Raw genomic sequence first — 25,697 nt, 5'->3', positions numbered from 1 at the left:
TCTTATTTACAACACATGAGCACTGTGTTGCTCAGGTATCACTACGTTTTTGAAGCCTTTGCGGCGCAGCCTCTCTGCAAATTGCAATTGCACATCGTACTCGCCATGCACCAAAAACAGCCGCTGTATTTTGGCTGTATCCTGACACGATAGCCACTGCAACATATCGTCGTAATCGCCGTGTGCACTCATGCTGCGCATTTCACCAATTTCGGCATGCACTTCGTGTGGCATGCCAAAAATGTTTACTTCTTTGGGGCGATGTTTCAAGCGGCCACCCAGCGAATGCGGTTCGCAGTAGCCAACAAGTAAAATGGTATTGCGGCTATTTTCTATGTTGTTGCTGATGTGGTGCTTTACCCTGCCAGCTTCGGCCATGCCGCTGGCACTAATGATGACGCAGGGTTCACGTCGAAAGTTGAGCTGCTTGCTTTCTTCGGCACTGCCTATAAAATGCAAGCCTTTAAACTTAAATGGATCCCGATCGGTTTTCAATACTTCCTGTACTGTTTCGTTGTAGTTTTCAGGATGGCTTTTTACCACATGTGTCGCTTCGCTGCTCAGCGGACTGTCTACAAAATAATCAACCGGTGGCAGGCGTTTTTCCAGTTCCAACTGGTTGAGGAAATATAAAATCTCCTGGGTGCGGCCCACACTAAATGCAGGTATAATCAGTTTGCCTTTTTTCTTCAGGCAGGTTTCTGTCACCCATTTCAGCAATACATCTACCGATGAAAAAACATCATCGTGCAAGCTATTGCCATAGGTGCTTTCCATAATGATATAATCGGCCTGTGGAAATGTTTCGGGGCTGCGCAAAATGGCATCGCGGTAGCGGCCAATATCACCACTAAAAGTGAGGTGTTTGGTTTCACCATCTTCTTGTATGCGCAAGTGCACACAAGCACTGCCAATAATGTGGCCGGCATCTGTAAACATACACTCCACATCTTTCATCACGGTAAACCATTCCTGATACGGATGTTCAATCAGCAGGGCCGAAGCGGCTTTGGCATCGTCTTCACTATACAAAGGTTCCAGTGGTGGTTTGTCTTGTTGCTTGCGCCGTTTATTGATGAACTTAATATCGTTGGCCTGTATGCCGGCGCTGTCTTCCATCAGCAGGGTAGCCAAATCTTTGGTGGCCGGAGTACAGTGTATGCTTTTCAAATAGCCTTCTTGTACCAGCTTGGGCAAGAGCCCGCTGTGGTCGATATGCGCATGACTCAAAACAACGGCATCAATATCGGTGGGGTCAAAACCAAAGTTGCGATTGAGTGGTTCGGTTTCTTTGCCCATGCCCTGAAACATGCCACAATCGAGCAAGAGTTTGCGGCCATCGTTGAGGTGCACTACATGTTTCGAACCGGTAACGGTGCGGGTGGCACCATGGAAGCTTATTTTCATACAATCGTTTTTATGTTCATGCCACGCTGTGTTTACAACAGCATTTGCATGGGTGTGATAATATCGGGATGGTCATAACTGGCCCGGTTGAGCAATGTATGAATTGGATAGCATTGCAACACACCTGATGGCGCAGGTTTTAACAGTTGCAACAATTCGGTGGTATTGTTGCTGCTGAGCCAGGTAGCTCCATCTTTACGGGTGAGCAGCACGGGCATGCGGTGATGATAAGGCGCTACATCTGCATTGGCAGGGCAGGTAATGATGGAAAAAGTTTGCAAGCCGTTTTGCCAGGTATCCCACAAACCTGCCAGCAATAGCAGCTCGTTGTGCGGCAGGTGAAAGCGGTATGGTTGTTTGTTGGTTTTTTTGTACTGTCGGTACCTGCCTTCCATTCGTAGTAGCCATCGGCCAGTACAAGGCAGCGTTTATATTTAAAAATGTTAAAGAATGCCGGCTTCTCTTGTATGCTTTCAGTACGTGTATTCATCATTTTGCTACCCATGGCAGCATCGCTTGCCCAGCGGGGTACCAGCCCCCAGCGGTAGTATTGTATAATGTCGGGAAACTCGTTGGTAATCACCGGCATGGGCTGCGTAGGTGCAGCATTGTAGCGGGGTTCAAAGTTTTCCCATTCCACCGCTTTGGCAGCCAGTTGCATTTCTACTTCTTGGAGGGGAGTGAATAAAGAATATCTGCCACACATAATCGCTACAAATAAAGGGTTGTCCAAAAACACATCCTGTAAAAATGCCGATTGTAAATCTACGGGATGACTGGTATAAAATTTCCCGTTGGAGGAAAGGGCAATCAATATCTTTATTCTCTAAAAAAACAGATTACCCATGAAATCCAAAAATCTTTCACTCATTGTAATACTCGGTGCTTTGCTGGTATTTGGCGGCTGCGCCTGCAGCGGTTACAACGGTTTGGTAACGCAGGATGAAAACGTGAAGAAAGCATGGAACAACGTACAAAGTGATTACCAACGTCGTGCCGACCTGATTCCGAATTTGGTGAACACTGTAAAAGGTGCGGCCAACTTTGAGCAGGAAACACTCACCAAGCTGATGGAAGCCCGTGCAAAAGCCACTTCTGTAAATGTTAATGCCGATGATTTGACGCCTGAAAAACTGGCGCAATTCCAGGCTGCTCAAACACAGATTTCTTCTGGCATTGGTCGCTTGCTGGCTGTGGTGGAAAACTACCCCGACCTGAAAGCCAACCAGAACTTCCGCGATTTGCAGGCACAGCTCGAAGGCACAGAAAACCGCATTAAAGTAGCCCGCAACGATTTCAACGCTGCGGTACAGGAATACAATACCAAGGCTCGTAAGTTTCCGATGAACATTTTGGCTAACATGTTTGGCTTTAGTGTAAAAGAAGGTTTCAAAGCCGATCCGGGTAGCGAACGTGCACCTGATGTAAAATTCTAAACTCAGCAGCGTGTCATTTTTCCGACGTTCTACTTCTTCTGCAGCCCGGTACATTTCGCATAGCGATAATGAACGCATCATAGATGCCATTAGAGCTGCTGAAATGCGCACCAGTGGCGAAGTGCGGGTGTTCTTCGAATCCCGTTGCCGCTTCGTCAATCCCATCGACCGGGCTGCAGAAGTTTTTTTCGGTTTGCAAATGGATCATACCCATCAGCGCAATGGCGTGTTGGTGTATGTCGCATTTAAAGACCGTCAGTTTGCCATTTTTGCCGATGAAGGCATTTACCGCGAAATGGGCGCTGACTACTGGAATACAGAAGCCGGCAAAATGCTGGCCAGCTTTGCCAAACAAGATTATGTAGATGGTTTGGTAACCGTTATTTATGATATAGGCGAAGCGTTGCAAACTTATTTTCCTTACGATCAGAAAGGCGATAAAAACGAACTGCCCGACGATATTGTGTTTGGCAAATAATCATCGGGCAAAGCACCGGCTACTTTCATCATGAGATACTTTCTTTCCATTGTACTGATTTGCTGCATGGGGCTGTTGCAAGCTCAGCCCATCCCAAAGGCACCCAACCCGCCAAGGTTGGTCAACGACCTCACGGGTAAAGTGCTGCAGCCCGATCAGATAGCACACCTGGAACAAAAGCTGGTGGCTTATGATGATTCTACTTCGATACAAATAGCCGTGGTGATTGTGAACTCACTGGGTGGTTACGAACCTGTAGAATATGCTACTGAGCTGGGCCGCCAATGGAAAGTGGGCAACAAGAAAACGAACAACGGCGTTGTATTGCTGATAAGCATTGAAGAAGGCAATCGCAAAGTATTCATTGCACCCGGCTATGGCTTGGAAGGTGCTCTGCCCGACATTACCTGCAAGCAAATTGTAGAAAACGAAATCATCCCCAACTTTAAGCAAGACAATTATTACAGGGGTATTGATGAAGCTACAGATGCTATTATTAAAGCCTCGCAGGGAGAATACAAAGCTCCTGCCGGTTACAAGAAAAAAGGCAAAGGCGGAGGCAGTGCCGTCGTATTCGTCATCATTTTTATTGTGGTTATTTTCATTCTCAGCTCCCGTGGCGGTGGCGGTGGTGGCATGGCCAGTCGTCGTGGTTATCGCGATACTATCCCCCCATTTTCTGGTTTCCTGGTGGTAGCGGTGGCAGCTCGGGAGGCGGTGGCTGGAGCGGCGGCGGTGGCGGCGGCTTCGGTGGTTTTGGTGGCGGTAGCTTTGGCGGCGGTGGTGCCGGCGGCAGCTGGTAAACATAATTGATAGTTGGTGATTGATAGTTGATGGGCTGTAGCATGTACTGCTATTTGTATCTTCCCGCTTCCATTGATGCACCCAACATGAAATCTTTCTGCTTTTTTTTCATTGCTGTTTTACTTTTTACAACTGCATGCCAGCAACCTGCTATCAGGCTGGCTGAAGAAGTAACGTACCTTACATTACAGCAAACCGATAGCGGTAAATACCAAACGCCTTCGCTTGTAAAAGCACCCGATGGTTCAGTATACCTGAGCTATCAGTGGCAGCAAGGCGATAGTGCCGCCTTGTATTTTGCTTCATTGCAAAACAATGCATGGACAAAACCATCGCTGATTGCAGCCGGCAAGTATTGGTTTGTTAATTGGGCTGATTACCCAACCATGGCCGTGGCCGATAGTGGCCGTATGCTGGCCAGCTATCTTGTAAAAAGCGATACCGGAAAATTTACCTACGATATTCATTTGGCCAGTAGTGCCGATGCCGGCAAAAGCTGGGAGCATGCGGGTTTGCTGCATCAGGATGGCATACACGCCGAGCATGGCTTTGTGAGCCTCCTGCCTTATCAGCAAGGTTTTTTTGCCAGCTGGCTCGATGGTCGCAATGCTACTGCAGGCCACAATATGCCTGCGGGGCATGAAGGGCATGCAGGTGCCATGAGCTTGCGGGCTGCTACGTTGGGCTACACTGGCAAGGTTCAACAAGAATGGGAGCTGGACAGCCGCACCTGCGATTGTTGTCAAACTACGGCTGCTATTACTAATGATGGTCCGGTGGTGGTGTACCGAGATCGATCTGAAAGAGAAGTACGTGATATGAGTGTAGTGAAGTGGATGAACAACAGTTGGACTGAGCCAAAGAATGTGTTGCTGCAAAATTGGGTAATGCCTGGCTGCCCGGTAAACGGACCACGAATGGCAGCTAACGGTCAACGCATTGCTGCAGTGTTGTTTTCATCACCCAATGATTCAGCCTCAGTGCAGGTTGTTTTTTCTGCAGATGGCGGTATCAACTTCGGGAAAGGCATTCGTATAGACGAAGGGGCAACTATTGGCCGGGTAGACATTGATTGGATAAATGAAAACACAGCCATCGTAAGCTGGATGGACAATGAAAAAATCCAGATGAGAACAGTGAGTACTGCTGGAGAAATCAGTGCCGTAAAAACAGTGGCTGTTACATCGGCCAAAAGAGCCGGTGGTTTTCCGCAGCTTTGCTACAGCAATGGTTTTGTGTATGTGGCTTGGACAGATGTGGAAACACAACGAATCAAAACAGCCCGCATTGCTGTGCATCGTTCTTATTCATTACAACCCTAAGCTGCGCAGCAACTCCTCCGGAATAGTCGTGCCTCTTTGTGTAGCGGGGTCTACCAGTATCCAAGTGGTTTTTACCTGTGCTATGGTTTTGCCGGTTTCGTTGTGCTGAAACACCACAATGCGATCGCTGGCTTTTCCTTGGGCGGAGTGTACCCATGTGTAAGCCGTAATGGTATCGCCAAGTATGCAGGGCCGCAAATAATCTATTTCGTGCCTGCGAACTACCCACCAATATTGTTGTCTTTGCGTTGCAGTGGTCAGCGTTTCCCAATGGGCAGTCGCCACATCCTGCACCCATCGCAGATACACGGTATTGTTGACATGATTCAATGCATCAATGTCTGACTCGCCTATGTGTATTGGTACTTGAAAAGCATGGGATGGAATGGTAAACATGTGGTAAAAGTAAGCACAAAAAAGGCGACCCAATAAATGAGCCGCCTTTCGGTTTTGCATTTGAATCTTTTTATTGTTTCAATATTTTTTGCTGTAGCAAAGTTCCATTTGCATCTGAGAGTTGTAACTGATACACGCCAGGTAGCCATGCTGCAGTACTGATGACAGTGCCATTGGTGATATTGCCTTTAAACAGTAGTTGACCATTATTGGCAAACACATTTGCCTGATACAATTTGCCCGCTGGCAATGCTGAAAAACGGATGCTATTGCCAACAGGATTTGGAATGCTGAGTAAAGCAGGGGCGATAGCACAATTAACGGATACTGTATTGGAGATACTTGTTTTGCCGTCTTTATCTACCAGCAACAAACGGTACTGAGCTACTGCTGCATTTTGTTGATCGGTGTAGCTGTATCGTTGTTGTACATTGCTATTGCCACTTGCTTTTACGGTGCCAATAGTTATCCAGTTGCTATTGCTAATGCTGTGCTGTACATCGAAATGGCTTGTGTTGCTTTCTGTAAGTGTGCTCCATTGCAGCAGTGTGTTTTTGTTGTTGCAGCTGGCTGCCAATTGCAGGCCTGTTGCGGGCAAAATGGTGCTGCCTTCTACAATGGCAAAGGGAGAGAAGCTGCCGGTATAGCCAGTATAGGAAAGGGTGTTGTTGGTAAGATTGAAGCTAGTAGTACCGGTTTGGCGGGTCCATTGGGTACCATCATGATGGTATAAGTAGAGATTGATATATGTGCCATCTTCTTCGGCTTCGTTCCAGTAGAAAGTAAAGTCGATGCCGCTGCCCCCGTTGGCATTGGTTTTGCCAATATCCCAGGTGCGGCTGATGTGGTCTTCTACTACTATATCACCGCTGCTGGCATTTTTGTACACGGCATCTATCACCCTTACCGTAAAGTCGTCGGTAGCACCGCTGTTGTTGGTAATGGTTACCGGATTATAGGCGCTGTTGCCCACAGGCAATGTAACGCTGCCAGCATTGACAATGGGTACAAGCAGTTTTCCGGTACCATTGGTTTGGATATAATTTGTTGCATTGGCATTGCTAATGTTGCGGACAGTCAGTTGCTGATTGCCCAGTACCACTTTACGGCCGCTGCCATTAAAGTCGAGGCTGAACAATGACAAATCTGTACTCAAAACCAAATCATTTTGTGCTGTAGCGCTTAACTGAATGGTTGCTCCGTTGGGTGGTACAGTACCATTGCTCCAGTTACTGCCGCTGCCAGCATCGTTGCTCACATTTCCTTGCCAGATAAAGGGTACGACAGTGAGCCCCGGAATGGGGATGCGGGCCGGGCTGGCTTGTGGAGCATCGTAGTAATTGTTTTGCAAATAAGGATAGGAAATGTATCCGCTGCCGGCGGCAGTTTTGATAGACCAGATACCAGTGCCGACTGTAAAGTTCCAACTGCTAAATGTAGCGGCATCTTTCATTTCGCTGGTGGTTTTGCCTGTGCCTGCTGGCGAGGTAGCATTACCCGAGCTTTGGGTATCCCAATAAGAGTTGGTTACTACACCATCAATATAAATCGGCATGTCAAGAAAGAAATCATAATCTTGTCCACTGTTTGTACCTACCAGGCCGCCAATATCTCCCAAGGCTGTAGCGCTACCCGTGCTGAATGAGTTTTGTATAACGCCATACATATTGTAGCCAACAAGACCGCCGGCCGTATACTGAGAGCAGGTTACGTTGCCGGTGGCATAGCAGTTACTGATGGTGCCAAAATTATCGCCTACCAAACCTCCTGCATTCACACTGCTATTGGCTGTAGCATGTGCATAGGAATAGCTTACAGATGCGCCGCTTTCCAGCTTGCCTATAAGTCCGCCTACAAGAAAGTTACCTTGTACGCTACCAGTGGCGCCACAGTGCGTGGCCGATGCATACAATCTGCCAATCAGCGTTCCGGCATTGCCCTGTGCTACTACCTGTGCATTTTGCAAATACACCTGCTGAATGATGGCAGAGCTGCCTTGTACTACTCCAAATAAACCCATGTCAGATTGTGAAGCCCTGTTGATACGCAGCTCTTTAATGATGTGACCATCACCATTAAACACTCCCGAAAACGGCTGACTGCTATTGCCCAATGGTATCCATCCGGCATTGCTGTTGGCCGTTGCACTGGCATAGGTTGCATAACCTGCCGTGTTTTCATCCAGGTCATTCATCAGTTTAAAGTAGGCATTGAGGTTGATGCTTACATTGTATAGATGCTCCCATTCAGTAATCTGATAAGGGTCGAGACTGGTACCTGTACCGCCGGCATAAGCAGGGTAGCTGAGCGTGGTTGAACTGGCTGCTGTAAGATTGCCCGTTAAATGCAAGGCTGCCTGATAAGTGCTGGCTATGGTAATTTCATCGGTGGAGCGGCCTGCATTGCGGTTGAACAATTCTATCTTGTCAAATACCGGAGCAAAGTTCACTGTCAGCGATGGGGTTTGTGTGCCATCAAATCCTACAACTGTCGGATCCATCCACAAGGAAGAAGTACTATTGCTGTAATCAATTTTCAGCAATACCAACCGGGTAGTACCATTCAACGGTGTAGTGGTAAACACTGTGTTGTTTAAATTATTGTTGAGGATAGTCCAGTTGGCATAACTGTCGTTGCCGCCTACACCACCCGTTACACTGCTGGTAGCGGTATTGATAAAACGAATATTGCTGAAGCCGCCTCCTTGCACATTGTAGTCAGCCAGCATAGAAAGCCACACTTCATTATTGTATGCATTGGTAGCCGAACCTAAAAACCTGCCAGCATCGGCACTACCACCACCGGGTACTGTTGCTCTGTTGCCAGTAGTGCTGTAATCGGTGTAGGTAAATCCAGCGTTGCTGATGGTAAAATCTGAGAAGTTGGGATGCACCGATTGCCAGCTGCCCTTCCAGCCGATGCCGCCGTTCATGCTGGCATATCCAGTGCCATTGGCATAGTCAAAAGGCTCGTATGCCAATAGCGGACCCGACTTAAACGTGATGGTATAATTAATGCCCTTGGCGCCGGTAAATGTGAGGTCAGTAAAAGTAGCTACACCATTTACTGCGGTCACTTTTTTTGTACCACCAAGTGTTCCACCCAGTCCGTTGCTGATTTCAGCAATTACTTCGGCATTGCTGCTGCTCACCAGTTGATTGCTGGCATCCCTTATTTCAACCACAGGTTGAACAGATAATAGCCCTCCATTAGTCCCTAAAACGGGTTGGGTGGTTATCACAAGTTGCGTAGGCGTTTGCGGAGGAGTTGCCCTAGTGAAAAGTGGGCATATCATAACTAGCCAAAGTATAGCCTGATAGATAGCAAACCTAAAAGTGTTCGGAATAAAGGACGACAAATGGCTTTTGTGTGAATTGGCCTTCATGAAATTTTCGGTTAATGGTGATTAAAAATTCCTGAAGGGTCGGCGGGTATTGAACTCAGCAGCCAGGTAAGAAAGCAGCACAAAATCAGCACCAGTTACAATGTTGAATTTTGAATGCATCTATCCAGCCAGCCAATGCAGATAAGACGACAAATCTAATGAGACTTTGTTCAGCGTTGAAACTTCTTTTTGTGATACGCTAAAAAAGCGGCCGACAAATACTGCCGGCCGCTTTTTATGAAGAATACTTTTTAAAGTCCTGTTTTATCCTGCAGGTATTTCAGTTGTTCTTGAAGCAAGGTATTGTTCGGATTGTTGGAAAGTGCCTGTTGGCGAACTGCTATCATCCAACGCAATGTAGAAAGCATATTGGTTTGCCATCCCTGAAAATCCATGCGCAACATTTTGTACACTTCAATGGCGCTGCCGGCGGCTTTTTTAAAGTTGCTTACATCAGTAAGTCGGTTGGCATAGTACAGCATACCGTTAGCTGCTTGCAGTTTTTCGAAGAAGGCCATTTTTTTAAAATCGGCCAATACGGTGCTGGCTTGTGCGGTGTCTTTCTTCAGGTAATCTACAATTTGCAAGGCCGCTTTCAGCCGGCCTTTAGCATCCTGCTCTTGTGCCTTGGCAGAAGCAATGGCTTTGTTGGCATCCAGGCGGGCAAGGCTTTCCAGTGCTGCACCGGCTACACTGTAGCTACTGTCTTGCAGTGCTTTGGTGAATGCGGTTTCATACGCTGCATTGCATTGCAAGCTCAGTACATCCAGTGCCATGGCACGGGTGGGTAAGTCTGTTTCGGTAGCAGCCATTTTTTCAATGAGGCTGAGGCTCGCAGGAGTGGCTTTGATGTTGCCACGCTTTAGTTGTTTCAGTGCAGCTTTACGGGTGCCATAGTAGCGGTCAGTTAGCAGTTGTTGCAAGGCATTGTCATAACCGGCCTCTTTTTTCCAACGAGGGGCAAGGCTTTCCAATGCTTCTACTTTGTCTAAATAATTTTTACCCTCTTGCATTTGTGCCAGCCACATAGCATCGTCCAGGTTGTTGTCTTTTTCCCAGAGCATGAGTTTCTGTGGATCTACATTCACCCATGTTGGCTTTGTGCTGTACGCAATCCGAATGGTGTCGCTTACATGTTTGCCAATCCAATAAGAACTGCGTTCTGCTTTTCCATTTGTATATACATCAATATCTATGGGAAAATAAAACAGCTTGTCTTTTTGTTTCTGCTCTACAATCACGTTGAGCATGTTGGCCGAATCAACGAACTGATAATGCAAACTCACCTTTGGATGACCGCTGCCAAAATACCACTGATCGAAAAACCAGTTGAGGTCTTTGCCGCTTACTTCTTCCATGGCCAAACGTAGTTGATGGGCTTCTGCATTTTTAAATTTGTTGTTTGTGAGGTACACATTCAATCCTTTGAAGAAAGCACTATCGCCCAGGTATTGACGCAGCATGTTTAAAATACGTCCACCTTTCTGATAGCTTACTCCATCAAACATATCTTCTTTATCAGCATACTGAAATCGCACCAGATGCTTGCTTGCATTGCCGGGTTGTGCCAGATAGCCTTCCATGGCTTCACGGTTGTAGTCGAGGGCCCGGTCTTTGCCATATTTGTATTCCATCCACAGGTATTCGCTATAGTCGGCCAGGCTTTCATTTACGGTGAGGTTGCTCCAGCTTTCGGCGGTTACCAAGTCGCCAAACCATTGGTGAAACAATTCATGCGCTACTACTATTTCCCAGCTGTTGCCATCTTTTAGTTGCCGTGCATTTTGATAGGCACCAGCACCATGCAGGGTAGAAGTAGTATTTTCCATGGCACCGCTTACATAGTCTTGGCCTACAATCTGCGCATACTTAGCCCAGGGATATTCTACCCCCAGCAGTTTGCTGAAAAACGCCATCATCGCAGGTGTTTCGCCAAAAATGCCTTTTGCAACGGACGCATATTTAGGCTCTACATAATAATCAACGGCGAGGTTTTTGTATTTGTCTTTGACGATGCTGTATTCACCTACACCCATGAAGAATAAATAGGGCGAATGTGGCAAATCCATTTTCCAGGTATCGGTACGGGTGCCGTCAGTATTTTTTACCTGCTTCACCAGTAAGCCATTGCTCAGCGTTACGTATTTGGCTGGCACGGTCATGCTCAGTTCCTGCGTGGTTTTCTGATTGGTTTTGTCGATGATGGGACACCATACACTAGTCGCTTCCGTTTCACCCTGCGTCCAAATTTGAATAGGCTTTGTACTGTCTTTGCCATCGGCATTAATGAAGTACAACCCTTTGGCATCGGTAATGGCCTGGCTACCTTTTACTTTTATTTCATCGGGGCGGGCAGTGTATTCTACATACACTGTCAGCTTATCGGTAGGCTGGTAGGTTTTGTCGAGCAAAATTTGCAACTGCATGCTATCAGGATAGTTGAACTGCAATGGCTGCATGCCGGTAGGTTTTACCAAGGCCACTTTATGGATGAACATGCCTTTTGCATCTAACGTAAGTGTTTTGCTTGGGTAAAAGTGAGGCTTGAGGGTGAGCCATACTTTGCCGGGCATGCGGCGCTGTGCGTAGTCGAAACGGACATCGATTTTGGTATGCAGCAGGTCCCAGGTTTTTTCGGCAGAGGGCTGATAGTCGGGCTGTGCAGCCAGTGGTATGGCAGGGGTGGTTTTGGTGGTGCCGGTTTGTTGCGCCCGGCCAGCTATGCCGGTTGCTGCAAGCAGCAAGCCGCATATGACAAGTCTGAACATGTAGGAAAAATTTGAGGCGCAAAATAACGGCAGTGTGCCCGTATAATTGTTAATATTTATGACCCGCAAACCGGCAATCGGCCTGAATTATTGTAGGTTTGCCCCACACGTAGTTTGTATGATGAAATACCTGAAATCGTCTTTTCTGCTGAGCATGCTGTTGCTGATGACCTTGGTTGGTATGGCGCAGCGCAAACATTTTGTGTACCTGCAAACAGAAGACCTGACGCCTTTTTACATTCAGATGAATGGCAAAACACATTCTTCTACCGCAGCAGGTTATTTGCTTATAGGTAAGCTTACCGATAGCATTTATATGGTACGGTTGGGCGTATTGGGCAGCAGCGATGTACAGGAATATGGTATTAAAGTGGATGGTCGTGATGCCGGCTATGTGATTCGTAAAAGTGCAGAAACTGGCTGGAGTATTACGGATATCAACACGGGCACCGTGCAAATGAGCATGGAGCTGAGTGCCGCAGTGGCTGCAGAAAATGCCCGCAAAAAAGCCTTGGAAGAAGCGGAGCAACAACGCATCAAAGACAGCATTGCTACTGCTCGTCAGGCAGCCATAGATGCTCAGTTGGCCGCAGAAAAACAACGCATACAAGATAGCATTCAAGCAGTAGCTACAGCAGCTGAAGTGCCAAAGGCTACGACTGAAACGAACACGGTACAAACGGTAACGAATCCTCCGGCAGTAGTGGTAGCGGTACCTGCAACACCTGCAGCTCAAAAAACTGCTGAAGAAAAAACGGTGCCTTCAGCCGAAAAGAAAACGCTTAGCCCTGCAGATAGTCTGGCGCAGGTGATAGCCCAAAAAGAACAAGAACTGAAAGCGTTGCAGGCAGCATTGCAGGCAGCCAATGAAGCCAAAACAAAACCTGTTGTGGCGGCTGATAGTGCAAAGACTACCGTAAAAGCGACGGTACCGGTGCCGCCAACCAGCAATGAAACAGCGGATAAAAAACCGGCCTTGCTCGACATGGAATTTTCGATGAAGCAAGACTCTGCAGCAGCGCAAAAGAATCCCCCTGCTGTAAAAGATACAGCCGCAGTAACCATTGTTGCAGTGGATACTGTTGTGGCCAAACCAGCTGCAGTCAATGAAAAGCCAGCTCAAGACAGTGTGGTAAAAGAAGTGGTGGTAATAGAAAAACCAGCACAAGACTCTATTGCACAGCCAGCGCCTGTAGTGGAAAAAGTGGCAGATAAGCCTGCGCCAAAAGTAGTAGCGGCTGCAGATTCGGTTGCGGTGAGTAACACGCCAGCTATCAAGCGTTCGCCTTGTGTAGACATCCTTTCCCGCAGCGACGTAGATGCGGCCATGGCTGCCAATGGTAAGCTGAGCAATGCCGATGAAATTGCCGCTGCGTATACCACGCTTTTCAAAGACAAATGCGTAACCACCACCAACCTCAAAAAGATTTGTAACAGTTTGGCCAGCGATGTAAGCCGCTATAAAGTGCTGGAAGCTGCTTACCCTTACACAGTGGATTATTACGCCTTTGGTGAGTTAAGCGGCCTTATCAAAGACAGTTATTACAGTAGCAAGTTCAAATCGCTGATTCAGCAGTAATGCCCATGCGTTATTTTTTTGAAGTAGCGTACAAAGGCACCAACTATGCCGGTTTTCAGGTGCAGGATAATGCGCCTACCATTCAGTGGGCTTTGGAAAAAGCCTTGCGCACCTTTTACAAGCAACCCATCGATTTAACGGGTTCATCCCGAACCGATGCGGGGGTACATGCGTTGCAAAATTATTTTCAGGCTGATGTGGCGGAGCCGTTGTTTCAAGAGGCACACGTCTACAACCTGAATGCCATGCTACCGCCCGATATTGTGCTCAAAAGGATTGTACAAGTGCCCGACGATTTGCATTGCCGCTTTCATGCCACGCATCGGGTGTATCACTACTTTATTTACCAGCAAAAAAATCCTTTTCTCAACGATCGGGCATGGTTTTATCCGTACCCCGTTGATTTGGAAGTGCTGAATAACGCAGCTGCATTGCTGATGACCTATGAAGACTTTACCAGTTTCAGCAAACGCAACACGCAAACCAAAACCATGATTTGTCGCCTGAGCGAAAGCCGCTGGGAGCAAACCGCAGAAGTCTACCGCTACACGGTAAAAGGTAATCGCTTTTTGCGGGGTATGGTACGTGGGCTGGTGGGCACGATGTTGCAGGCTGGACGGGGCAAAATTTCTTTGGCCGAATTCGAGTCCATCATTCAGGCAAAAGATTGTACCAAGGCCGACTTTACGACACCAGCGCATGGCCTGTTTTTGGTAGAAGTTGGCCTCACAGTCTGAGTCTTTTCCGAAACATTTATTTGCCGTGTTTTTCCAGTTGGTTCAGTAGGGCCCGCATGTCTTTAAACAGCGGTGCTTCCAGCGAAACAGCCGTACCATCTACATCTGTAAATTGTAAGGTATGTGCATGCAATCCTAACCGGTTAAGGATGGGCTGCTCTTCTTCATCGTGTTTGCTCAGCTTTACTTTGCGTTTAAAATCGCTGAGAAAAACACCACGCCCGTCGTTGTACAAAGGATCGGCCACAATGGGATGGCCCATGTATTTGGCATGCACCCGAATTTGGTGGGTACGGCCGGTTTCAATATCAAAAGACAGCAGGCTGAATTTACCAAACGACTGCTGCAATGCATAGTGCGTGATGGCATGTTTGCCCTTGGCATGTGTCACCATGGTGCCGTTTTTGGCCGGGTGCTCGGCAATGGCAGCGTCAATGGTGCCTTGCTCTTTGGCCGGTTTGCCCATCACGATGCCCAGATAGTTTTTGGTCACTTCCCGGTTTTCAAATGCTTGTGACAAATGCTTGTGGGCCGCTTCATTTTTGGCAAATATGATGAGGCCGCTGGTGTCGCGGTCGATGCGGTGTACCACAAAAATCTGTGGGTAGCGGCTTTCGAGCCAGCTGCGAACAGACGGAATGTCGTGTTGGTGACGGTCTTGAATGCTGAGCAGGCCTGATGGTTTGTTGACGGCTACCCAGTTCTCTGTTTCTGCTATGATGCTTGGTTGGTACACATGTTGCATGCTGCAAAGAAAACTGAATTTGCCGGATGCTGTATCAAAAGCGAAAGGCAGCTTCGCAGCCGCCTTTCAAGAAACACCAAACCAAATCTAACCTTATGCTTTGCCTTGCAAAATGCGGTTCCAGTACAGCCAGGGCAGTACAAATTTTTTGAGCAGCCACATGGTCCAGCGGGGCTTGGCCTGGTCGAATGGGAATGTCATTTTGGGGCGATTGTTGTAGTCGAATTCTGCCAGCATGAGTTTGCCGTGCTCGGTAGGAATGGGGCAGGCAGAGTAGCCATCATAACTGCTGGTCGCTTTTTCGCCTTTCATAAATGCAAGAATGTGATCGACCATTACAGGTGCCTGCTTGCGGATGGCAGCACCCGTACGGGCAGCAGGAGCATTGCACACATCGCCACAGCTAAATACATTGGGGTAGCGGGTGTGTTGGAAATTGTTCTTATTCACTTCCACCCAACCCAACGGCGAAGCGGGATCGGCCAGCGGACTTGCTTTTATAAAATCAGGAGCACTTTGTGGGGGCACTACATGCAGCATGTCGTAGTGTAACGTTTGCTTATTTACGTTGCCTTGCTCGTCTGAGCTTTCGTAGTAGAGTGTTTGCGTAGCGGCATCAATTTTGGTGATGGTTTGCTTCAGGTGAATTTTCACCCCGTACTCTTCAATTTTTTCTTCCAGTGTTTTCAAATATTCCGGCACACTAAACATGATGGTACCACCTGATACAAAGTGTACATCGCATTTATCGAGGATGCCTTTTTTACGCCAGTAGTCGCAGGCCAGCCACATTATTTTGTGGGGTGCACCACCACATTTTACTGGCGTAGGCGGGTTGGTAAATACCACTGTACCACCTTTGAAGTTTTCAATGAGTTCCCATGTATATGGGGCTGTTGCAAAACTGTAATTGCTTGTGACGTTGTTCTTGCCCAGTGTTTCAGCAAGGCCGTCAATCTTTTTCCAGTCGAGTTGAATACCCGGTACCACAATTAAAATATCGTAAGAATACTGAGCACCACTTGTGCAAGTAACGGTGTTGTGTTCTGGGTCGAAAGATGCAGCACCATCTTTAATCCAGGTGGCATGTTTCGGAATGTAATCGGCTTCGTTTTTTACCGTATCGTTGATGTTGAAGGTTCCGGCACCTACCAGTGTGTACGCTGGTTGATAATAATGTTTATCGCTGGGTTCGATAATGCCGATATCCAGTTTAGAATTTTTCAGCAAGAGTTTACTGGATACAGACAGACCAGCATTGCCGCCGCCTACTACAAGGATTTGATGGTGTTTCATAGAAGCAATTTTGAAGAATACCAATGGGTATACGGGCGAAAGATTTGATTGGTGATTTGGTAGTGCTAAACTACAGCGCTGTACAGGGCTGGTGTAGGACAATAGTCACCCACAACAGGTCCTTTCCCTGACTTTTATCATCCTCAGTTCTGACCGCAATCAGCGACTGAAGAGCCCTTTTCAATTGATTTTTGTGTACAATCTCCAGTGTACATACCCCCTTAAACTGTACCACCGATTGTACCAACGGAATACATTATATCCCAAACGAAAACAATCAATCATGAAAATTGAACAGATCTACACTGGCTGTTTGGCAGAAGCCGCTTACTACATTGAAAGCAACGGCGAAGCGGCTATCATTGATCCGCTACGAGAAACGCAACCTTATACCGACCGAGCCAAGTACGATGGCGCCAAAATCAAATACATTTTAGAAACACATTTCCATGCCGACTTTGTAAGTGGCCACCTCGACCTCAGCAAGAAAACGGGTGCCACTATTGTGTATGGCCCTACGGCGCAACCCAATTTTGCGGCGCATATTGCCAGCGATGGCGAAGTGTTGCAGCTGGGAAATGTAACAATTGTTGTGCTCCACACGCCCGGACATACCATGGAGTCGAGCACCTTTTTGCTGCGGGATGAAAATGGAAAAGATGTAGCCATTTTTTCTGGCGATACTTTGTTTATCAACGATGTTGGCCGGCCAGATTTGGCAGTAAAATCAGACATGAGCCGCGAAGATTTGGCGGGCCATTTGTATGATTCGCTGCGACACAAAATAATGCCGTTGGCAGATGATGTGATTGTTTATCCCGGTCACGGTGCAGGTAGTGCCTGCGGCAAAAACATGGCTAAAGAAACCACCGATACATTGGGCCACCAGAAAATGGTAAACTATGCATTGCAACCCAATATGACGAAAGCTGAATTTGTGCAGGCAGTAACAGATGGGTTGGCTGAACCGCCACAGTATTTTCCAAAGAATGCCGTGCTCAATAAAATGGGGTATGAATCTTTTGAAGAAGTATTGCGCAGAGGCATGAAACCGCTGAGCGTAAATGAGTTTGTACAAGCATGGGATGTAGCGGAAGCATTGGTGATTGACACCCGGAATAAAACAGAGTTTCCCATGGATTTTATTCCCGACAGCATTTTCATTGGCATTGATGACATGTTTGCGCCATGGGTAGGCACATTGGTGCCCGATTTGCAACAGCCTATTTTGCTGCTGTGTGATGCTGGCAGAGAAGAAGAGGTTGTTACCCGAATGGCACGGGTGGGGTACGATCATTGCCTCGGCTATCTGGAAGGCGGCATTACCGCTTGGATGGCTGCCGATAAACCCACCGAAAGTATTCAGGAAATGACGGCAGATCGCTTTGCAAGAATATTTGAAGAATCGCCGGAAGAAACCTTGTTGCTGGATGTGCGCCGCGAAAGCGAGTTTGCTTCACAACATGTGTTGGGAGCGATTAATTTTCCGTTGGATTTCATCAATCGCAATATGCACCTGCTCGACAGAAACAAGGCTTACTTTGTGCATTGTGCCGGTGGTTACCGGTCGCTCATTGCTTGTTCTATTTTAAAAGCCCGTGGCTTTAAATCGCTGATTAATATTTGTGGCGGTTTTGATATGTTGAAAAACACACGGTTGCCGCTGACGCAATATCATGCGCCGGTAACCATGCTATAGGCCTGCTGATTGCTTGTTGTATGCCACATCTTCGCAAGAGGATGTGGCTTTTTTGTGCAACAAAAAAGGCTGCAACAAATGCTGCAGCCTTTTTTCACGTACATGTATTAGTGCGGTAAGTAATCGCGGAATTTTCCATACACCCAAGTGCCGGCAATGGCACTCAGCAGCGTAACGATGATGACCGTAGCGCCGGTACCAATCTGCGCAAACAAAGGGCCGGGGCAGGCACCGGTAATGGCCCAGCCAAGACCAAACATGAGGCCACCAAAAATTTGTCCCTTGTTAAAGGTTTTGGGTGTAAAGCTGATAGGCTCACCCTGCAAGGTTTTGATCTTGAATTTTTTGATGATGAATACACTAATCATACCTACTACTACGGCACTGCCAATAACGCCGTACATGTGAAAACTTTCGAGGCGAAACATTTCTTGAATGCGAAACCACGAAACGATTTCGGCTTTTACAAATACAATTCCAAACAAGATGCCGATGATGGCATACTTGATGTTGGATGCCAACGGTGCATCCAGTTCACTTTTATTCACACACATGGCATTTTCCGACCGTATTTCAAAGTCGGTATTGGCAGTGTTGTTTGTTGTTTTATTTACAGACATAATGCTTGCATTTTTTTGAAGTAGACAATCCGTTACAACGCCAGAATGTAGGGCAGTATCAAATGTGTCATAATGAATCCACCGGCCATAAAGCAACAGGTGGCTACCAATGATGGCCATTGCAAAGTACTCAGGCCCATGATGGCGTGGCCCGAGGTACAACCGCCGGCATAGCGGGTACCAAAGCCTACCAGAAAGCCGCCTACAATCATCATTATAATACCACGGGGCGTGGCCAGTGCCGGCCAGTTGAATAAATCCTGTGGCACAATATGCGCCGTGTCAGTGATGTTGTATTGCTGCAAATCGGCGGCCAAATCGGGATGAATGATCATCGGTTCAGGATTGGCCAGCAATTGCGATGCAATGATGCCGCCAATGAAAATGCCGAGTACAAAAAGAGGTTCCATACTTCTTTCTTCCAGTCGTATTGAAAGAAAGGAATTTTGGCAGGCAGGCAAGCGGCACACATGTGGCGCAGCGATGAGGAAATGCCAAAACTTTTGTTGCCAATGAGCAACAGCGTAGGTACGGTAAGCCCAATGAGCGGGCCCGCCACATACCACGGCCATGGTTTAGATAACAGTTCGAACATATTGGTATTTGATTTGGTTTTGTGAAACTGGAACAGGGCGTGGAGTTGATCTGCATGAGTATTGCATCAATACACATGCGTGGCAAGTAGTGTGTCGCTTAGGGTTTATTGCTGCAGCTGTCCTTTCCAAGATAATATGCCACCCCTTAGCTGGTACACTTTGGTAAAGCCCGCAGCTTTCATTTGGGTAGCAGCTTTATCGGAGCGTTTGGCACTACGGCAATAAATGAGGTAGGTTTTGGTGCTGTCTAAAGTGGGTAATGCCTGGGGCAATTCACCAGCATTAAAATCAATGAGCCGGGCATTGGGTAAATGTCCGGCCTTGAACTCTTCCGGCGTTCTTACATCGAGCAGTACCACCGAATCGTTGCGCAGCTTTCTTTCAAATGCGTGACTGCGTAATTGCCGGTTGCCGGCAGGGCTGGTGCTTACACATGCCTGTAGCAGGAGTAGCAACACGGTGGTCAATAGCGATAGCTGTATGTTATTCTTCATCATTTTGGTGAAGCAATATACTGACGTAATTGTTGTTGTAAATGATTGGCTGGCACAACACCGCTTTGGCGCCATTTGATTTGTCCATTTTGGAAGATGATAAGCGTTGGCACACCCATTACCTGATAGGCTTGAGCGGCCTGCGGATTGCGGTCTACATCTATTTTTAAAATCGTTACCTCATCCTGCAATGCCTCCTTTACCTGCTTCAGAATAGGGGCCATCATTTTGCAGGGGCCACACCACTCCGCCATAAAGTCAACCAATACAGGTTTGTCGCTGTTGATGATTTCTTGAAAGCTTGCCATAATCTGTGTACGTTATGTGGTGGTTGTTTTCTTTTCTTTTTAAACATGCCAAACAGTACTGCTCCCATTACGGCAAAGTAAACCGTACTGTTGAGTGGCTTGCTGGTAATGGCACAGGTGCCGGTAGCACAACCAATAAAATGATAATACGCATAGCCACCAATGGCACCAGAAACTGCACCTGCTATGTACAGCCAGTTGTTATTTACCCACTTCTTCATACTCTATTTCCTCCATGCTTTTGGTAGCAGTTCGGTGCTGCACTGGTGGTACGCCGCAGGCACCCGATGCACAGCCCATATCAAACAATGCCAGGCCTGCCAATAAAAAACCAATGAGCACAAACCAGTATTCTTTAAACTGTATGGATTGTACAATCACCATGATGCCAAGACCCAACCGAATGATGCGCATCAAATTCCAGTTACTCACTACCCGCTGCCACATAGCTGTTTATTTTGTGTATTGTTGAAATGATGTCCAGGCGCCGCCATTGTAGGCTTCTAAGCCGGCTCGCTGCAGCATGTTTTTGGCCATGCCGCTTCGGCTGCCACTGCGGCATACGGTGATGATTACTTTTTTCTTTTTGGCCAGTTCGCCCATTTTGTGCGACAAGGTTTGCAGCGGAATATTGACTGATTGTTGGATGTGTCCCATCCGGTATTCTTCAGGCGTACGCACATCTATCACAATGGCACCTGCTGCTAACAATGCTACATAATCGGGGCGTGTTCTGTTGCCAAATAATGATTTGAAAAATCGAAACATAATGACTGTGATACAAACAGTTTAATAATCGGGGAGAAGTATAGAAAAAAGAAGGTTTCGTGCAACATGTACAGAAACCTTCCTCTTTTCAGTATCTACACATTCACCATTTATAATGCTTTTTTAGCCAGATAAAAGTCGACCATTTCGTAATCGCTTTGCACACGGGCTTCGTAATCGGCGAGGTTTTTGGGTGGTGGTACAATTACTTTATCACCGGGCTCCCAGTTGAGCGGCAGTGCCACTTTGTTGGCATCTGAAGTTTGCAGCGCCAACAATGCTCTTTTGATTTCATGCATGTTTCGGCCAACGTTGAGCGGATAGTACATGATCAGCCGGATAATACCTTTTGGATCAATGAAGAATACGGCACGAACGGCTGCTGTTTCGCTTTCGTTGGGTTGCAACATTCCGTACAACTTCGAAATGCTCATGTCCAAATCCGCAATGATCGGGAAGCGGAAATACACACCAGTGTTCTTTTTCACGTTGTCTACCCAGGCAATATGCGAGTGAATGCTGTCGATGCTTAAGCCCAACAACTTGGTATTGTGCTTGGCAAAAAAGTCATCCATTTCTACGGCAAATCCACTCATTTCAGTGGTACAAACAGGAGTAAAATCAGCAGGGTGCGAAAAGAAAATCACCCAGCTATCCTTGTTGTATTCAGATAGTTTCAATGGCCCGGTGGTGGTGGTCGTCATAAAATCCGGCGCTTTATCACCAATTCGTGGCATACTGTACTGCACTTGATTTTCCATATCCTCAATTTTTTGGTTTCATAATTAGAGCATGGTGCTGGGGCACACATAGGCACTTACCTCAAACTTGCCGCATGATTTGATGGCATCAAAACCACTCTGCACATCTATAAGATTATCGTAGCCACGGGCACGAAGAATGGAATTGAATATCATGGAGCGGTAGCCACCGGCGCAATGCACGTAGTAGGTTTTGTTCTTATCTACTTTCAGCATGCTTTCGTTGATGTAATCCAATGGCGCATTTTCTGCACCAATAATGTGTTCGCTATAGTGCTCACTGGCTTTGCGTACATCCAGAATGTTTACCGGCTCTTTGTCCATAATGGCGGCGAGCTCTTCTGCTGTTACCGATTTGATATGGTCTACTTCCATGCCTGCAGCTTTCCAGGCTTCAAAACCACCTTCGAGGTAGCCAATGGTAAAGTCGTAGCCTACACGAGCCAAACGGGTGATTACTTCTTCTTCACGACCCGGATCGGTCACCAGCAAAATCTCTTGTTTGATATCAGGAATCATGGCGCCTACCCATGGAGCAAAGTTGCCATCAATACCAATGTTGATAGAGTTGGGTACAAAACCTTGTGCAAAGGTGAGAGGAGCACGGGTGTCCAACAGGAGTGCACCGGTTTCGTTGGCCGCAGCTTCAAAAGCCTTGGGGCTCATGGCATGCTGACCACGCTCCAATACGGCATCAATGCTGTCGTAGCCCTGAATGTTCATCATCACATTGAGCGGGAAGTAAGCTGGCGGTGGCATCAGGCCATCGGTTACTTCTTTTATAAACTGCTCACGGCTCATGGGCTGCAATGCGTAGTTCGTTGCTTTTTGATGACCGAGGGTATCGGTGGTTTCTTTACTCATGTTTTTGCCACAGGCACTACCAGCGCCATGTGCAGGATAAACAACGATGTCATCTGCCAATGGCATGATTTTGTTGCGCAACGAATCGTAGAGATGTGAAGCCAGTTTTTCTTGCGTTAGATCTTCTACTACTTTTTGTGCTAAATCCGGGCGGCCTACATCACCAATAAACAAAGTGTCGCCAGTGAAAATAGCCACGTCTTTTCCATTTTCATCACTCAGCAAATAGCAGGTGCTTTCCATGGTATGGCCGGGTGTATGCAACACGGTAAAAGTGATGTTGCCTACTTTGAACTGCTGACCATCGGTGGCTGTAATGGCCTCGAAATCAGGTTTGGCTGTAGGGCCATACACAATAGGGGCGCCGGTTTTTTTGCTCAGGTCGAGGTGACCGCTTACAAAATCGGCATGGAAATGCGTTTCAAAAACATACTTGATGCTGGCACCATCTTTGGCAGCACGGTCAATGTAAGGCTGTACTTCCCGCAGTGGGTCAATCACTACGGCTTCGCCTTCGCTTTCGATGTAATAAGCTCCCTGCGCCAGGCAGCCGGTGTAGATTTGTTCTATTTTCATAGCTGATGTTTTTCCGTTTGGTAAAGACAAAAATGGGGTTTGCAACAGGTAGAGGGAGTGACTATTATCACCCGTATAACTGGTGTGAATAGATGGCGGTGAATTAACAGTGCCTAAACAGGGGCAAATAAAAAATCCCTGCAATGAGCAGGGATAAGATACAACAGCCGGCAATAGCCCGAAAGCCTTACAGCTGAATGATTTCCACATGGTAGCGGTGGAGTTTTACTTTGCCTCTTTCGGCCATTTTTTTTAGCAGTCGCGAAATTACTTCGCGGCTTGAGTTGAGCTCCTGTGCTATCTCCTGATGCGTAATAGGAATGATGTGGGTGTTCAACATTTTCTGGTGGCGCTTCAGGTAAAACTCAAGGCGTTCGTCCATGTTGCGAAAGGCTACACTGTCCAGCGTTTTCAGCAATTCTTCAAAACGGTCGCGGTAAGTTTTTACCACAAAATGATACCAGCTTTTGTACTGGTTCATCCAGGCATCCATTTTTTCCAACGGTACCATTATGATTTCGCTGTCCTGCACGGTTTTGGCGGCAATATTGCTGGTTTCCTGTCCCACCATGCAGGTCATGCTGAGGGCACAACCATCGCCGGGCTTGAGGTAATACATGAAAAATTCGTTGCCTTCGCCATCTTCCCGGTACACTTTTACCAGCCCATCCAATATGAGCATGGTGCTGCGGATGAACTGACCGGGACGCATCAGTTCGGTACCGGCAGGTATTTGCCGAAACATGGCATCTTGTTCCATTTGCTCGGTGAGCTCAGGTTCAAATCCGGGAAATTTTTTCTGTATCGATTCTGCGAAAACCATGATAGCAATAGTTGGGGTTAGTATGTATTGTGCTACGAAGCAGGCGTAGCTAAGGTAGTCTGTTTTTTGCGTTCGCCTATTTGTTGACGCCACATGGCATAGTACAATCCTTTTTCGTTCAACAGACTTTCGTGGTTGCCTGTTTCTACTATTTCGCCCTGCTCCAAAACAAATATGCGGTCGGCATGCATGATGGTACTGAGGCGGTGCGCAATAAGAATGGTAATTTGATGGCCATTGGCACCAATGTCTTTAATTGTATTGGTAATTTCTTCTTCGGTAATGGAATCCAGTGCAGAAGTGGCTTCGTCAAAAATGAGTAACTGCGGATTGCGCAGCAATGCACGGGCAATGCTGAGGCGCTGTTTTTCGCCACCACTTATTTTAATGCCGCCTTCGCCTATAATACTGTTGATACCATTGTCGGCCTTGGCCAAAATACTGTGGCTGGCCGATTGCTGCAGGGCTTTCAGAATGGCTTCATCGCTGGCGCCCGGCGATACAAATTGCAGGTTTTCTTTGATGGTGCCGGCAAACAATTGTGTGTCTTGCGTTACAAATCCAATCTGGCTGCGCAGTTCATCAAAATCTATTTGATGGCCTTCTGTTTGGTTATATAAAATATGTCCTTGCTCGGGCCGGTACAAACCCACCAGCAGTTTTACCAATGTAGATTTACCGCTGCCGCTGGGACCAACAAAAGCAATGGTTTCGCCACGCCTGGCGGTAAAGCTGATGTTTTGCAAGGCATATTGTGCAGCTGTGTGATGCTTAAAGTAAACGCCGTTGTATTGCAAGGTATCAATAGGGCCGAGGTGAACAGGAGCGTCTGGTTTTGGCTCTGGTTTTTTCTGCATCAGCACATGAAAATTATTGAGGCTGGCTTCTGCTTCGCGGTAGGCAATAATGATGTTACCAATTTCTTGCAAAGGGCCAAAAATGAAGAAGCTGTAGAAGGTCAGTGTCAATACTTCACCGGGTAAAAGCTTGTCTTGAAAAACAAGAAACAGCAGGGTAAACATGATGACCTGACGCAGAAAATTGACAAACGTGCCTTGCACAAAACTCAGCATGCGTATGCTTTTTACTTTGCGCAATTCCAGTCCTAAAATTTTGTAGGTATTCTTGTTCAGCCGGTTTACTTCCTGATCGGTAAGTCCGAGGCTTTTTACCAGTTCAATGTTGCGCAAACTCTCGGTAGTGCTGCCCGCCAATGAGGTGGTTTCTTTCACTATGTTTTTCTGAATGCTTTTGATGCGTTTGCTCAAAGCACTGGTAAGCCAGCTCAGCAGCAACACACCCACCAAATACACGGGTACAATACTCCAGTGTTTGGAGAATGCGAATATGCTTACAAACACCAGTCCAACGATGATGCCAAATACCACATTGATGAACAGGCTGATGAACTTTTCTGTATCGGCACGAACCTTATTGAGCACACTCAGGGTTTCGCCGCTGCGTTGGTCTTCAAACTCCTGAAAGGGTAGGCGCATGCTGTGGCGCAGGCCTTCGGTAAAAATGCTGGCGCCAAATTTTTGCATTACCACGCTGCTGAAATAATCCTGAAAGGCTTTGGCGATGCGGCTTACCATGGCTACGCCAATCAGGATGCCGAGGTAACCAAGTACGCCTTTTATGAATTCGGCCTCCTGGCCATTGGCCCGAAATTCTCCGGCTTTGTTGATGTAATTATCGAACAGCTTACCAAAGTAAAGCGGATCGAGAAGGGAAAAAGTCTGGTTGATAGCAGCGAGTAATAAAGAAACGAGAACCATGCCGCGGTAGGGCCGCAGGTAGTGCCAAAGTATTTTCATGAAACGGGGCGCCTGATT

At 47.1% G+C, this 25,697-nt stretch carries 26 protein-coding genes and 1 pseudogene; 7 read left to right on the top strand and 20 right to left on the bottom strand.

What is annotated here, in order from left to right:
• Positions 1-6: 6 nt before the first annotated feature.
• From GLV81_RS12600 to GLV81_RS21740, 3 genes and pseudogenes are all read right to left on the bottom strand, one after another.
• A complete protein-coding gene (locus tag GLV81_RS12600; RefSeq protein ID WP_157479180.1) occupies positions 7-1,407 on the bottom strand; it encodes an MBL fold metallo-hydrolase in 1,401 nt (466 codons plus the stop codon).
• A gap of 32 nt (positions 1,408-1,439) precedes the next feature.
• Entirely contained in the window at positions 1,440-1,802 is a 363-nt protein-coding gene (locus GLV81_RS21325) for an SOS response-associated peptidase (RefSeq protein ID WP_157479179.1), read from the bottom strand.
• Between the two features lie 35 nt (positions 1,803-1,837).
• Positions 1,838-2,113, bottom strand: a pseudogene (locus tag GLV81_RS21740) (SOS response-associated peptidase family protein); the annotation flags it as partial.
• Positions 2,114-2,252: 139 nt separating this feature from the next.
• Between GLV81_RS21740 and GLV81_RS12585 the strand changes: the two are divergent.
• From GLV81_RS12585 to GLV81_RS12570, 4 genes are all read left to right on the top strand, one after another.
• A complete protein-coding gene (locus tag GLV81_RS12585) occupies positions 2,253-2,843 on the top strand; it encodes a LemA family protein (RefSeq protein ID WP_157479177.1) in 591 nt (196 codons plus the stop codon).
• Positions 2,844-2,853: 10 nt separating this feature from the next.
• A complete protein-coding gene (locus GLV81_RS12580) occupies positions 2,854-3,321 on the top strand; it encodes a TPM domain-containing protein (protein ID WP_246185977.1) in 468 nt (155 codons plus the stop codon).
• Between the two features lie 30 nt (positions 3,322-3,351).
• Positions 3,352-4,134, top strand: a complete 783-nt coding sequence (locus GLV81_RS12575; protein WP_246185976.1) for a TPM domain-containing protein — start codon at positions 3,352-3,354, stop codon at positions 4,132-4,134.
• Between the two features lie 77 nt (positions 4,135-4,211).
• Positions 4,212-5,447, top strand: a complete 1,236-nt coding sequence (locus GLV81_RS12570; protein WP_157479176.1) for an exo-alpha-sialidase — start codon at positions 4,212-4,214, stop codon at positions 5,445-5,447.
• Here the strand turns inward: GLV81_RS12570 and GLV81_RS12565 are convergent.
• The 3 genes from GLV81_RS12565 to GLV81_RS12555 form a co-directional block, all read right to left on the bottom strand.
• Positions 5,436-5,903 (bottom strand): acyl-CoA thioesterase, encoded by a 468-nt coding sequence (locus GLV81_RS12565; RefSeq protein WP_197428289.1) that lies wholly within the window; start codon positions 5,901-5,903, stop codon positions 5,436-5,438. The genes GLV81_RS12570 and GLV81_RS12565 overlap by 12 nt on opposite strands.
• 10 nt (positions 5,904-5,913) lie before the next feature.
• Positions 5,914-9,027: a T9SS type A sorting domain-containing protein gene (locus GLV81_RS12560; protein ID WP_197428288.1), complete on the bottom strand. Its 3,114-nt coding sequence runs from the start codon at positions 9,025-9,027 to the stop codon at positions 5,914-5,916.
• A 452-nt stretch (positions 9,028-9,479) separates the two neighbouring features.
• A complete protein-coding gene (locus GLV81_RS12555) occupies positions 9,480-11,996 on the bottom strand; it encodes a M1 family metallopeptidase (protein WP_157479174.1) in 2,517 nt (838 codons plus the stop codon).
• A 118-nt stretch (positions 11,997-12,114) separates the two neighbouring features.
• Between GLV81_RS12555 and GLV81_RS12550 the strand changes: the two genes are divergently transcribed.
• Together GLV81_RS12550 and truA are read left to right on the top strand one after the other, a co-directional pair.
• Positions 12,115-13,575: a hypothetical protein gene (locus tag GLV81_RS12550; RefSeq protein ID WP_157479173.1), complete on the top strand. Its 1,461-nt coding sequence runs from the start codon at positions 12,115-12,117 to the stop codon at positions 13,573-13,575.
• A gap of 5 nt (positions 13,576-13,580) precedes the next feature.
• Complete coding sequence (truA, locus tag GLV81_RS12545; RefSeq protein ID WP_157479172.1) at positions 13,581-14,312, top strand: tRNA pseudouridine(38-40) synthase TruA; 732 nt, start codon at positions 13,581-13,583, stop codon at positions 14,310-14,312.
• A gap of 16 nt (positions 14,313-14,328) precedes the next feature.
• Here the strand turns inward: truA and GLV81_RS12540 are convergent, their stop codons facing one another.
• Positions 14,329-15,057, bottom strand: coding sequence for an RluA family pseudouridine synthase (locus GLV81_RS12540; protein ID WP_157479171.1), 729 nt, complete (start codon positions 15,055-15,057; stop codon positions 14,329-14,331).
• Positions 15,058-15,150: 93 nt separating this feature from the next.
• Positions 15,151-16,353 carry an NAD(P)/FAD-dependent oxidoreductase gene (locus tag GLV81_RS12535; RefSeq protein WP_157479170.1) on the bottom strand — a complete coding sequence of 401 codons (1,203 nt, stop codon included), beginning with the start codon at positions 16,351-16,353 and terminating at the stop codon, positions 15,151-15,153.
• Positions 16,354-16,636: 283 nt separating this feature from the next.
• Here GLV81_RS12535 and GLV81_RS12530 point away from each other — a divergent pair, with 283 nt between their 5' ends.
• Positions 16,637-18,052 (top strand): MBL fold metallo-hydrolase, encoded by a 1,416-nt coding sequence (locus GLV81_RS12530; protein ID WP_157479169.1) that lies wholly within the window; start codon positions 16,637-16,639, stop codon positions 18,050-18,052.
• Positions 18,053-18,159: 107 nt separating this feature from the next.
• Here GLV81_RS12530 and GLV81_RS12525 read toward each other — a convergent pair whose 3' ends face one another.
• From GLV81_RS12525 to GLV81_RS12475, 12 genes are all read right to left on the bottom strand, one after another.
• Positions 18,160-18,672 (bottom strand): DUF6691 family protein, encoded by a 513-nt coding sequence (locus GLV81_RS12525; protein WP_157479168.1) that lies wholly within the window; start codon positions 18,670-18,672, stop codon positions 18,160-18,162.
• 32 nt (positions 18,673-18,704) lie between these two features.
• Positions 18,705-19,082 carry a YeeE/YedE family protein gene (locus GLV81_RS12520; RefSeq protein ID WP_343030571.1) on the bottom strand — a complete coding sequence of 126 codons (378 nt, stop codon included), beginning with the start codon at positions 19,080-19,082 and terminating at the stop codon, positions 18,705-18,707.
• Entirely contained in the window at positions 19,004-19,267 is a 264-nt protein-coding gene (locus GLV81_RS21595) for a YeeE/YedE family protein (protein WP_343030570.1), read from the bottom strand. The genes GLV81_RS12520 and GLV81_RS21595 overlap by 79 nt, the downstream gene beginning before the upstream one ends.
• 105 nt (positions 19,268-19,372) lie before the next feature.
• Positions 19,373-19,765, bottom strand: a complete 393-nt coding sequence (locus tag GLV81_RS12515) for a rhodanese-like domain-containing protein (protein ID WP_197428287.1) — start codon at positions 19,763-19,765, stop codon at positions 19,373-19,375.
• Positions 19,762-20,070 carry a thioredoxin gene (gene trxA / locus GLV81_RS12510; RefSeq protein ID WP_157479166.1) on the bottom strand — a complete coding sequence of 103 codons (309 nt, stop codon included), beginning with the start codon at positions 20,068-20,070 and terminating at the stop codon, positions 19,762-19,764. Before trxA ends, GLV81_RS12515 begins: the two co-directional genes overlap by 4 nt.
• Positions 19,986-20,291 (bottom strand): hypothetical protein, encoded by a 306-nt coding sequence (locus GLV81_RS19485; protein ID WP_197428286.1) that lies wholly within the window; start codon positions 20,289-20,291, stop codon positions 19,986-19,988. Before GLV81_RS19485 ends, trxA begins: the two co-directional genes overlap by 85 nt.
• Positions 20,272-20,517, bottom strand: coding sequence for a hypothetical protein (locus tag GLV81_RS12500; RefSeq protein WP_157479165.1), 246 nt, complete (start codon positions 20,515-20,517; stop codon positions 20,272-20,274). Before GLV81_RS12500 ends, GLV81_RS19485 begins: the two co-directional genes overlap by 20 nt.
• Before the next feature lie 6 nt (positions 20,518-20,523).
• A complete protein-coding gene (locus tag GLV81_RS12495; protein ID WP_157479164.1) occupies positions 20,524-20,838 on the bottom strand; it encodes a rhodanese-like domain-containing protein in 315 nt (104 codons plus the stop codon).
• A 110-nt stretch (positions 20,839-20,948) separates the two neighbouring features.
• Positions 20,949-21,599 (bottom strand): peroxiredoxin, encoded by a 651-nt coding sequence (locus tag GLV81_RS12490; RefSeq protein ID WP_157479163.1) that lies wholly within the window; start codon positions 21,597-21,599, stop codon positions 20,949-20,951.
• Positions 21,600-21,623: 24 nt separating this feature from the next.
• On the bottom strand, positions 21,624-23,039 hold the full coding sequence (locus tag GLV81_RS12485) for an MBL fold metallo-hydrolase (RefSeq protein WP_157479162.1): 1,416 nt from the start codon (positions 23,037-23,039) through the stop codon (positions 21,624-21,626).
• 187 nt (positions 23,040-23,226) lie between these two features.
• A complete protein-coding gene (locus GLV81_RS12480; RefSeq protein WP_157479161.1) occupies positions 23,227-23,862 on the bottom strand; it encodes a Crp/Fnr family transcriptional regulator in 636 nt (211 codons plus the stop codon).
• Positions 23,863-23,894: 32 nt separating this feature from the next.
• Complete coding sequence (locus GLV81_RS12475) at positions 23,895-25,679, bottom strand: ABC transporter ATP-binding protein (RefSeq protein WP_157479160.1); 1,785 nt, start codon at positions 25,677-25,679, stop codon at positions 23,895-23,897.
• Positions 25,680-25,697 lie beyond the last annotated feature (18 nt).

The sequence above is a fragment of the Phnomibacter ginsenosidimutans genome (assembly GCF_009740285.1).
GTDB classification, from domain to species: Bacteria; Bacteroidota; Bacteroidia; order Chitinophagales; family Chitinophagaceae; genus Phnomibacter; species Phnomibacter ginsenosidimutans.
The sequence above is the reverse complement of the archived record's forward strand: the minus strand, read 5'-3'. Positions and strand labels throughout refer to the sequence as shown.